This is a genomic window from Micromonospora sp. I033, assembly GCF_053890995.1.
In genome coordinates this window covers 1-10,551 of the sequence record NZ_JBSSLX010000205.1, presented here as the reverse complement: position 1 = coordinate 10,551, position 10,551 = coordinate 1, and the positions used below count along the sequence as shown (strand labels likewise).

Annotated in this window: 7 protein-coding genes and 1 pseudogene; 6 read left to right on the top strand and 2 right to left on the bottom strand. The window is 72.4% G+C overall.

Annotation, left to right across the window (positions count from 1 at the left end; all coding sequences use genetic code 11):
- Positions 1-42: 42 nt before the first annotated feature.
- The 6 genes from ACW0Q9_RS25280 to ACW0Q9_RS25255 all read left to right on the top strand — a co-directional run bounded on the left by ACW0Q9_RS25280 (position 43) and on the right by ACW0Q9_RS25255 (position 8,697).
- Positions 43-1,320 carry a glycosyltransferase family 4 protein gene (locus ACW0Q9_RS25280; RefSeq protein WP_456185395.1) on the top strand — a complete coding sequence of 426 codons (1,278 nt, stop codon included), beginning with the start codon at positions 43-45 and terminating at the stop codon, positions 1,318-1,320.
- Between the two features lie 185 nt (positions 1,321-1,505).
- Complete coding sequence (locus tag ACW0Q9_RS25275) at positions 1,506-1,925, top strand: NUDIX hydrolase (RefSeq protein WP_456185393.1); 420 nt, start codon at positions 1,506-1,508, stop codon at positions 1,923-1,925.
- Between the two features lie 220 nt (positions 1,926-2,145).
- A complete protein-coding gene (locus ACW0Q9_RS25270) occupies positions 2,146-2,802 on the top strand; it encodes a response regulator transcription factor (RefSeq protein WP_456185392.1) in 657 nt (218 codons plus the stop codon).
- A gap of 108 nt (positions 2,803-2,910) precedes the next feature.
- On the top strand, positions 2,911-5,013 hold the full coding sequence (locus tag ACW0Q9_RS25265; RefSeq protein WP_456185390.1) for a M14 family zinc carboxypeptidase: 2,103 nt from the start codon (positions 2,911-2,913) through the stop codon (positions 5,011-5,013).
- A gap of 73 nt (positions 5,014-5,086) precedes the next feature.
- Positions 5,087-5,791: a fasciclin domain-containing protein gene (locus ACW0Q9_RS25260; RefSeq protein ID WP_456185388.1), complete on the top strand. Its 705-nt coding sequence runs from the start codon at positions 5,087-5,089 to the stop codon at positions 5,789-5,791.
- A gap of 92 nt (positions 5,792-5,883) precedes the next feature.
- Entirely contained in the window at positions 5,884-8,697 is a 2,814-nt protein-coding gene (locus ACW0Q9_RS25255; RefSeq protein ID WP_456185386.1) for a M14 family zinc carboxypeptidase, read from the top strand.
- 72 nt (positions 8,698-8,769) lie between these two features.
- Here ACW0Q9_RS25255 and ACW0Q9_RS25250 read toward each other — a convergent pair whose 3' ends face one another.
- Both ACW0Q9_RS25250 and ACW0Q9_RS25245 read right to left on the bottom strand, forming a co-directional pair.
- Positions 8,770-10,053: a citrate synthase gene (locus ACW0Q9_RS25250; RefSeq protein WP_456185384.1), complete on the bottom strand. Its 1,284-nt coding sequence runs from the start codon at positions 10,051-10,053 to the stop codon at positions 8,770-8,772.
- 193 nt (positions 10,054-10,246) lie between these two features.
- Positions 10,247-10,551: pseudogene (locus tag ACW0Q9_RS25245) on the bottom strand (sulfatase-like hydrolase/transferase); the annotation flags it as partial.

Genomic DNA, 10,551 nt, shown 5'->3' with positions numbered 1-10,551 from the left:
GCGTGCGATATCTAGTAGGGTCTCTTGGGCTCGGAGAGGTGAATAAGAGCCAGGTCGTGGGAGTACCCGCCGGTGCTCGTCGGCGGCCTCGGCCGCCACGTGCACGCGCTCTCCGTCGCCCTGGCCGCCGCCGGCCATGAGGTCACCGTCGTCACCCGGCACGCCGAGGGCGCGCCGCTGGAGGAGTACGCCGACGGCGTGCGGATCGTCCGCGCCGCCGAGGACCCGGTCACCTTCCCGCTCGCCACCGGCTCGCTGCTGGCCTGGACCATGGCGTTCAACCACACCCTCACCCGGGCCGCCCTGCGCGCCGCCGAGTCCGGCGGCTACGACGTGATCCACGCCCACGACTGGCTGGTCGCGCACACCGCCATGACCCTGCGGGAGCACCTCGACGTGCCGCTGGTCAGCACCATCCACGCCACCGAGGCGGGCCGGCACCAGGGCTGGCTGCCCGAGGAGATGAACCGCACCATCCACGGCGTCGAGCACTGGCTGGCCGCCGAGTCCGGCCGGGTGATCGTCTGCTCCGGCTACATGCGCGACGAGGTGGGCGCGCTGTTCGGGGTGGACCCGACCCGGGTCGACGTGGTGCCCAACGGGGTCGAGCCGCACCGCTGGCGGGTGCCGGGCTCGGCCGTCGCCGCCGCCCGGGCCCGGTTCGCCGGGGACGGCCCGCTGATCACCTTCGCCGGCCGGCTGGTCTACGAGAAGGGCGTGCAGCACCTGCTGGCCGGGTTGCCCCGGCTGCGCGACCGGCACCCCGGGCTGCGCGCGGTGATCGTCGGCGACGGGCCGTACCGGGCGACCCTGGAGGCCGAGGTGCACCGGCTCGGGCTGGGGGCCACGGTGAGCATGCCGGGCTTCCTCGGCGGCACCGACCTGCCCGCCGTGATGGCCGCGTCGGACTGCTTCGCCGTGCCCAGCATCTACGAGCCGTTCGGCATGGTGGCCCTGGAGGGGGCCGCCGCCGGCGCCCCGCTCGCGGTGTCCCGCACCGGCGGGCTGGCCGAGATCGTCGAGCCGGGCGTCACCGGGCTGACCTTCGCCCCGCAGGACCCGGACGGGCTCACCGAGGCGGTGCACGCGCTGCTCTCCGACCGGGACCGGGCGCGGCTGCTCGCCCGGCGCGCCCGCACCATGGTCCACGAGCAGTACGGCTGGTCCGCCATCGCCTCCCGCACCGCCGCCGCGTACGCCGCGGCCGTCGCTCAGGACGCCGCGTTCACCGCGGAGCGGGCCGAGCAGCGGATGGCCGCCGGGCGGTCCCTACCCGCCCTGCCGGAGGGCAACCTGCTGGCCGCCGCCGGCCTGCGCTGAGCCCGACCGCGACGGCCGCCGACCCAGTTGTGGGGCGGCGGCCGTCGTCGTGGTTGAAGAACAGCGGAACGTCGGGCTCGCCGAGACGTCGAGAAGTGGATCGCCGAGAGCGCCACGAGATCGACTAGCCCGTCCTGCCGATCGCGGTGGGTCTCCGCCCCGGATCCGCATGGCATGATCCGCTGATGGCCAGCTACGAAGTGGCGCTCGTCCTGCTCGTCGACGCCTCCGGCGCGATCCTCCTCCAGCATCGCGACGAGCACGCACCCGTCTCGCCGAACCAGTGGAGCTTGCCCGGCGGGCGCATCGAGCCCGGCGAGACGCCGGAGGAGGCCGCCCGCCGGGAACTGCTGGAGGAGACCGGCCTGACCGCCGGCGACCTGCACCCCCTCTGGACCGGCCCGCGCCCTTACGAGGAGGGCTTCCCGCACACGGTCACCGTCCACGCCTTTCACGGCACCACCGACGCGACCCAGGAGGACGTGGTGCTCGGCGAGGGCCGGGCGATGGTCTTCGTCCCCCGCGACGAGGTGCTCGACCGGGAGCTGGCGGTCTCCGCCGCGTTCCTCCTCCCTCTCCACCTCCAGGCACCGAGCAACTCCTGAGGCGGGCTCCGCGCGCCGCGAGGACCGGTGTGAATCTTGGCGACCTGTCGTTCGCTGCGAACGGTAACTCGCCAAGATCGCAGCTCGACGGCTCACCGGGTCGGCCCGACGGCTCGACCCGCATGATCGTCCGGCCGTGAACTTCCGTTCGGACTGGTCACGGCCGGTCCGGATCGGACAGACTCGCGGCACCGGGCGCGACGAGGTTCGAGGAGACGCGGTGCGGGTGCTTCTGGTGGAAGACGACCTGCGAGTCGCGTCCGCGCTCGCCGCCGCGCTGCGCCGGCGGGGCAACTCGGTCATCACGGCCACGACCGCCTCGGAGGCGGCCGAGGCCGGGCCGGTGGACCTCATGCTGCTCGACCTCAACCTGCCGGACCGGGACGGCCTGGCGCTGTGCCGGGAGATCCGCCGGCACAACGAGGACATCGCGATCATCGCGGTGACCGCCCGCTCCGACGAGCGGGACCGGGTGGCGGGGTTGCGGGCGGGCGCCGACGACTACGTGGTGAAGCCGTTCTCGATGGCGGAGCTGCAGGCCCGGATCGAGGCGGTGATGCGCCGCACCGCCCGCACCTCCCGGGGCGAGGCGGCGCTGGAGGTCGGTGACCTGCGGCTGGACCCCAACGCCCGGCGGGTCTGGCTCGGCGCCCGGGAGGTGGTCCTGACCCGCAAGGAGTTCGCGCTGCTGATGGCGCTGGCCCGGCAGGCCGGGACGGTGGTGCCCCGGGAGCGGCTGCTGATGGACGTCTGGCAGACCACCTGGGGCGGCGGCCACACCCTGGACGTCCACGTCGCGGCCCTGCGGGGCAAGCTCGACGACGCCGGTCTGGTCGAGACCGTACGCGGGGTGGGCTACCGGCTCCGGCCGGGCTGAACCGCCGATCCTCAGATCAACCTCAAGAATTCGCGCGCCGTCGACCGTGGACGGGGTGGCTGGCGTGTGCTGTCCGCACCGAGTCATCCCACCTGTTCTGGAGCTTCCATGAGAGACAGACGGACGACGGCCCTCCTCTCCGCCCTGCTCGCCGCCGCCCTGGCGGGGTTCACCGGGCCTGTGCCCGCGCAGGCCGACCCGGCCGAGCCGAACCAGGTCCAGGGCCTGACGGTCGTGCAGGGCGACGGCTACGCCACCCTCGCCTGGACGCCGGTCGACGGCGCCACCGACTACCAGATCGAGCGCACCCCGGTCGCGGCCGACGACACGGCGACCGGTCCGGCCGTGATCACCGGCGTCTGGCGGCCGAACCGCCAGATCAACAACTCCTCGCCCACCTTCGCCGACGCCGGGTTCCCGCCGGGCGCCCGGTTCCAGTGGCGGGTCCGCGCCCGGGTCGGGGCCACCGCGGAGCCGTACTCGGCACCGGTGGCCGGCACCACCAGGGCTCCCTGGGGCGACCCCGCCGTGCCGGGCCAGAACCTCCGGACCCAGTGGGAGACCACCCTCGCGGCGCAGTACACCAGCGACGTCAACGAGTACGCGTACACGGCGGCGGTCGACGAGTTGAGCGACCGCGTCCGGGTGACCGAGATCGGCCGGACCGCGCTGGGCCGCCCGATCAACATGTTCGTCATCGGCTACCCCACGCCGCCGGCCACCCCGGCGGCGGTGGCGGCGACCTCGCCGCTGATGATCAACTGCAACGTGCACGGCAACGAGCCCGGCGACCGCGAGGCCTGCCTGATCATGGCGCGCCAGCTCGCCTTCAGCGACGACCCGCGCACGCTGGACCTGCTGTCGCACACCACCGTGCTGATCGTGCCCACCATCAACGGGGACGGCCGGGCGGCCAACACCCGGGGCAACTCCACCGGTCAGGACCTCAACCGGGACTACTCGCTGGTCCGCCAGCCGGAGACGTTCGCGCTGGTGCGGATGCTGCGCGACTACCGGCCCGTGGCCGGCTACGACGGGCACGAGTTCGGCAACTCCAGCGCCGGCGACCTGCCGATGCTGCCGCCCCGGCACCAGAACGTCGCCCAGCCGATCTTCGACGAGTCGCAGCACATGATCGAGGGTCACATGTACACCCAGGGCGCGAAGGACGGCTGGTGGCCCTGCCCGTACGGGTGCAACGGCGGCGGGAACGTCGGGCTGAGCGAGGAGACGATCCTGCGCAACACGCTGGGCCTCAAGAACGTGGTGAACTCCCTGCTGGAGCTGCGCAGCGCCGGCGGCGCCACCCGGCCGGACGAGGGCAACACGGCGAACAACCGGCGGCGCAAGTCCTACTCGGCGCTCTGGACGTTCCACCAGTTCCTCGACTACCACCGGGCGAACCTCAAGGAGATCACCTCGGCGCGGGCCGACGCGATCACCTTCCAGGTGTCGAACACCGGGCGGATCGTCTTCCGCGGCTCCCGGCCGATCGCGGCGTACCCGGCGCCGCACCCGGGCGAGGCCCCGCCGCCGCTGGACGCACCGCGCGAGGACCAGATCCTCGCCGAGGCGCCGTGCGCCTACCGGCTCACCGAGGAGCAGTACCACGGCGAGCGCACCGACGGCCCGGCCGGCCAGCGGACCACCGTGGCGCAGCGGCTCGCCGCGCACGGCTGGAAGGTGGTCAAGGTCGCCGACGGGTACGTGGTGCCGCTGGCCCAGCCCGAGCGGGGGCTGATCCCCCTGCTGCTCGACGGGCAGGCGGTGGAGAAGCTGGTCGACGCCGAGCGGGTGTACCCGACGGTGACCGGCCCGCGCGACGGCGCGCTGGTGGTCTCGGGCGTCACCTGCCTGCGCGACGCCACGGTCACCGGCCCGGTCCGGGTCCGGCCCGGCGGCACGCTGGTCGCCACCGGCTCGTCGATCACCGGCCCGGTGGACGCCACCGGCGCCGCCGGGGTCTTCCTGACCGACAGCACGGTCACCGGCCCGGTCCGGATCGCGCAGGGCACCGGCCCGGTGGTGGTCGTCGACGCCACGGTCGACGGTCCGGTCGACGTGTCCGGCAACGGTGGCGACGCGCCGCTGCTGGCGGCCAACACGGTCACCGGCCCGCTGAGCTGCGAGGGCAACACGGCGGCGCCGGTCGACCTGGAACTGGGCAACTCGACGCAGGGCCCGAAGACGGGCCAGTGCGCGAGCCTCTGATCCGTTGATCGTCGTACCGGCAGGTCCGGCCTTCCGGGCCTGCCGGTACGACCCGACCCGACCGGAGAACGCCGTGGAACGGCCCGTCATCCCCCCGCGATCCCGATCTCTCCCCCGCCTCCGGTGGCCGGCCCGCCGGCGACGGACCGCCGCGCTCGCCGCGGTCGCGCTGTCGCTGGTGCTCGCCGGCACGGGCTGCTCCGGCGCCGGCACCGCCTCGCCGGCCGCGGCCGGCGGCGCCGCGCCGAAGGCGGCACCCGTCGTGAGCGGCCCGCTGTGCGACCTGCTGCCCTCCGGCAGCGACCCGGGCAATCCCGCTGCCCTCGCCGGCCAGCCGGCCGAGGCGGCTCTGCAGTGGCTGCCCGTCCTCACCACGTTCGAGGCGGCGGTGCGGGCGTCCGGCATGTCCGCCGACCTGCACGGCGGCTCGGGGGTGACCATCCTGGCCCCGACCGACGACGCGTTCGCGGCCAAGTTCTCCGAGGACAACCTGGACCACCTGTTGCTGGCCGACCGGGACAAGCTCCGCGGCCTGCTCCGCGAACACCTCGTCGCCGGGTCGCTGTCGCTGTCCGACCTGGTGGCCGCCGGCAGGGTCACCACGCTCGCCGGCACCACGGTGACGGTCACCGGGGGTGGGGGGACCGCCCGCCTGGCCGACCAGGCCGACACCGTGTGCGCCGACTACCAGGTCGCCGACGCGCGGATCCACATCATCAACCGCGTGCTCGGCAGCCTGCCCACCACCGGCGGCGAGGGCGGGCACCGCGCCCACTGACCGCACGAACCGAGTCTTGCCCCAGGAAACCGCAGGTCATACGTTTCGATCCAGATCACTGGATCTACTGCCGAGTGAAACGAGGCATGCCGATGCGCCTGTCCACGCGTCCACTTAGCGCGGTCCGCGCGAGAAGAACGGCCGGCGTCGCCGCGCTGCTCCTGCTCGCCGGTCTGACGCCGTTGCTCGGAGGCGCGCCGGCCGGCGCCGCCCCCACGCCCCCCAGCTGCAGCGACGATCCTGCCGCCCGGCTGTCCACCGTGCCCAGCCCCGAGTCCGCGCTGGGCTTCCCGCTCGGCACCGGCCAGGAGCGGGTCGTCACGAACGACGAGGTCCGTAGCTACCTGCGGACCGTCGACGCCGCCTCGGACCGGGTGGTGACCGGCGTCATGGCGACGAGCGTGCTCGGCCAGCCGCTGCCGTACGCCATCGTCTCGAACGAGCGGCACGTCCGGACGGGCGCGCTGCGGCAGATCGCCGACGACATCCGCGACCTGCGGGACCCGCGCCGGACAACCGCGAAGAAGGCCGCCGAGACCGCGACCGACCGCCCGGCCATCGTCTGGGTGACCGCGAACGTGCACGGCGGGGAGAAGAGCGGCACGGACGCCGCGCTCAAGACCCTGTACGAGCTGGCATCCGGGCTGTCCTGCGCGGTCGCGGAGCGGAACGACAACCTGGTCACGGTCATCGTGCCGACCCAGAACCCCGACGGTCGCGACGCCAGCCGCCGGCAGAACGAGTACGGCTTCGACATGAACCGGGACTGGTTCGCCCGCACCCAGCAGGAGACCGACGGCAAGATCGAACTCCTGCGGCAGTACCCGCCGCAGGTCTTCATCGACGCGCACGAGATGGGCGGCCGGCAGTACTTCTTCCCGCCCAACGCCGACCCGATCCACCACGAGATCTCCAGCGAGAACGTCGACTGGATCAACCGGATCGGCGAGGCCAACAAGGCCGGCTTCGGCTTCAACGGCGCCTGCGGCGGCGCCGTCACCACCGAGTGCTACTTCAACTACGCGACGTACGACCTGTTCTTCATGGGCTACGGCGACACCGTCCCGGCCGCCGGCTTCGGCGCCGCCGGCATGACCTTCGAGAAGGGCAGCGCGTCGGCGGTGGCCGACCGGGTCCAGCAGCAGTTCCACACCCAGTGGTCCACCCTCGGGTGGGCCGCCGCGAACAAGCACGAGGTGCTGACCGGCTACTTCAAGATCTGGACGGACGCGCTCGCCGAGGGCCGGGCCGGGACGCTGGAGCCCAACGAGGTGGTCCAGCCGACCAACAGCGTCCAGTTCCCGGTGCCGGACCTCAGGATCCGCTCGTACTTCCTGCTCCCCGACCGGCAGCTCGCCGACGTGCGCCGGCTGGTCGAGCGGCTGCGCGGGATGGACGTCGAGGTCTACGAGGTGACCAGGCCGACGAAGGTGCCCACCGCCCGGGTCTTCGGTGGGCGCACCGCGACCGACGTCACGGTGCCGGTCGGCGCGTACTGGATCCCGATGGACCAGCCGCAGAAGCACTGGATCCAGGCGATCATGGGCGAGGACCCGTACGTCCCGTTCCCCTACTTCTACGACGTGTCCTCCTGGAGCAACCCGCTGCTCATGGGCGTGGACACCATCTACACCGGCGACGACGTCCGGCCGCACGCCCAACTGGTCCGGCAGATCACCGGCGGCAAGGCGTCGGCGGCCGGCGCGAAGGGGTCGTACGCGTACCCGCTGGACTCGGCGGCGGCGGCCGAACTCACCTTCCGGCTGCTCGGCCGGGGCGTGCCGCTCGTCCGTGACCTCGACACCAGCGTGGTGGGCTTCCCCGCGACGAGCCTGACCCAGGAGATCGACCGGCTGGCCCGGTCGCTCGGGGTGACCCTGAGCCCGAGCGACGCGGCGGCCGGCGGGAGCCCGGTGGACCTGCCGGACGTCGGGCTGTTCCAGGGCACCGGCATCTCCACGACTTCCGGCTCGCACGGCGAGGCCCGGTACGTGCTCGGCAAGCGGTGGGGGCTCGACCTCACGCCGGTGACCACGGCCGACATCAACGACAACACCCCGGCGTTCACCGACCGCACCGTGCTGCTCGTGCCGGACGGCAGCAGCTCGACCGGCGGGCTCACCGCCGCCGGGCAGGCCAACCTGCGGAACTGGATCGCCCAGGGCCACACCTACCTGGGCCTGCGCAACGAGGGCACCCGGATGGCCCGGGCCGCCGGCCTCACCTCCACCACCGAGAAGACGAAGCCGGCGGACTACCGGATGATCGGTTCGCACCTGCGGGTCGACGTCGACGGCAGCAGCCCGGTCGCGCTGGGCCGCCCGGCCGAGGACTTCGAGTTCAACAACAGCGACTCGATCCTGAACCCGAGCAGCACCGGCACCAACGTCCTGACCTACCCGTCCGACGACACGTTCTGGGCGAACGGCTACACCGTCCGCAGCGACGTGTTGAAGGGCACGGTCGCCCTGGTGGACGAGCCCACCGGCGCCGGCCGGGCCGTGCTGTTCGCGTTCAACCCGCTCTTCCGGGCGTACAACGAGAACGGGCTGCACCTGGTGGCCAACGCCCTGCTCTATCCGTCGGGTGCGGCGGACCGCGGCACCGCGCGGCGTACGCCGGGTGTCGACCCCGCCCGGGCGGCTGCGGCGGCCCAGCCGGTGGCTGACGACCTGGGCGGCGAGTGGCGCCCGATCACTGTCGAGGTGGCGGCCGGTGACCGCGGTCGTGCCGAAGCGGTCGTCGCCCGGTACACCGACACCGCACGGGTCTCGGTGGCGGGAGGGTCGGCCTACCTGGTGATCCCGAATCCGGCCGGCCTGCAGGCCGACGAGCACCCGTTCCTGCGTGACCTGGTCGGCGCCCTCCGGGACGCGCAGGTCCCGCTCCGTTCCCTGGTGGGCTGACGTACCGTCCGGTACCGACACGAAGGCCGCCGACCCGCACGGGGTCGGCGGCCTTCGCCGTCAGGACCGGGCTCAGCGCTCCGTGGCGGGGACGTAGTCCCGCTCGGCGTAGCCGGTGTAGATCTGCCGCGGGCGGCCGATCTTGGTCTCCGGGTCGTTGATCATCTCGCGCCACTGGGCGATCCAGCCGGGGAGCCGGCCCAGCGCGAAGAGCACGGTGAACATCTTGGTCGGGAAGCCCATGGCCTTGTAGATGAGGCCGGTGTAGAAGTCCACGTTCGGGTAGAGCCGGCGGGAGACGAAGAAGTCGTCGGCCAGGGCGATCTCCTCCAGCTGCATCGCGAGGTCCAGCAGCGGGTCCGGCTTGGCCATGCGGCCGAGCACGTCCTGGGCGGCCTTCTTCACGATGGCGGCGCGCGGGTCGTAGTTCTTGTAGACCCGGTGGCCGAAGCCCATCAGCTTCACGCCGTCCTGCTTGTCCTTGACCTTCTGCACGAAGGTGCGGACGTCGCCGCCGTCGGCCTGGATCTTCTGGAGCATCTCCAGCACGGCCTGGTTGGCGCCGCCGTGCAGCGGGCCGAACAGCGCGTTCACGCCGGCGGAGACCGAGGCGAAGAGGTTGGCGTTGCTGGAGCCGACCAGCCGGACGGTCGAGGTGGAGCAGTTCTGCTCGTGGTCGGCGTGCAGGATGAAGAGCATGTCCAGCACGCGGGCCATCACCGGGTCGACCTCGTACGGCTCGGCCGGCACGCCGAAGGTCATCCGCAGGAAGTTCTCGACGTAGCCCAGCGAGTTGTCCGGGTAGAGCAGCGGCTGGCCGATCGACTTCTTGTACGCGTACGAGGCGATGGTGGGGACCTTCGCCATCAGCCGCACCGTGGACATCTCCACGTGGTCGGAGTCGAACGGGTCCAGGCTGTCCTGGTAGAAGGTCGAGATGGCGCTCACGGCCGAGGAGAGCACGGCCATCGGGTGCGCGTCGCGCGGGAAGCCGTCGAAGAAGCGGCGCATCTCCTCGTGCAGCAGCGAGTGCCGCCGGATCCGCTCGCTGAACTCGGTGAGCTGCGTCTGGGTCGGCAGCTCGCCGTAGATCAGCAGGTACGAGACCTCCAGGAAGGAGGACTTCTCGGCCAGCTGCTCGATCGGGTAGCCGCGGTACCGCAGGATGCCCGCGTCACCGTCGATGTAGGTGATCGCGGACGAGCAGGATGCGGTGTTCACGAAACCGGGGTCGTACGTCGTCATCCCGGTTTCCTTCAGCAGCTTGCCCACCCCGATTCCGGCGGGCCCCTCGACCGCGGGCTGCACCGGCATCGACAGCTGCCCACCGGGGTGGTCGAGCTTGACTTCCGTCATCTGTTCCTCGCTTCGCCGGCAAGATCTTCGTTGAATTGCCTTCGCTTTTACCGTAATCACGGTGGGGAGGACACCGCTCGCGATGGTTCCGTGGTGAGGTATGCGTCACCCGATTCCCGACTTGCCGGCTCGGAAACCCGATGGAAGCGCGACCACCCCGGGCCCGGAGGCTACCCCGCGATGCTGTGGATGATCACGAGAGGGTGAGTTGCCGCAGCGTCCCGCCGGCGTCGACGCGGTAGAGATCGAGGCGGTTGGCCCCGGCGGCGAACAGCCGGTCGTCGGGGAGCAGGGCGGCGAACCGCCGGCCGCCGTCGTCCGGCGGGACCACCGGCACGACGGCGCCGACCGTGCCGTTGACCGCCACCGCGAGCCGCGTACCGTCCGGCACCGAGGCGGGCACGGTGCCCCAGACCAGCGCGGGCAGCTCGCCGTGCGCCGGGTCGACGTCGCGGAACGCGGCGAGGTTCGCCACCGTGGCCGTACCCCCGGGTGGCT

Excerpts from the sequence above, each read along its gene's own strand:
- ACW0Q9_RS25275 (WP_456185393.1), top strand. The coding sequence starts at position 1,506 with ATGGCCAGCTACGAAGTGGCGCTCGTCCTGCTCGTCGACGCCTCCGGC.
- ACW0Q9_RS25265 (WP_456185390.1), top strand. The coding sequence starts at position 2,911 with ATGAGAGACAGACGGACGACGGCCCTCCTCTCCGCCCTGCTCGCCGCC.
- ACW0Q9_RS25255 (WP_456185386.1), top strand. The coding sequence starts at position 5,884 with ATGCGCCTGTCCACGCGTCCACTTAGCGCGGTCCGCGCGAGAAGAACG.
- ACW0Q9_RS25250 (WP_456185384.1), bottom strand. The coding sequence starts at position 10,053 with ATGACGGAAGTCAAGCTCGACCACCCCGGTGGGCAGCTGTCGATGCCG.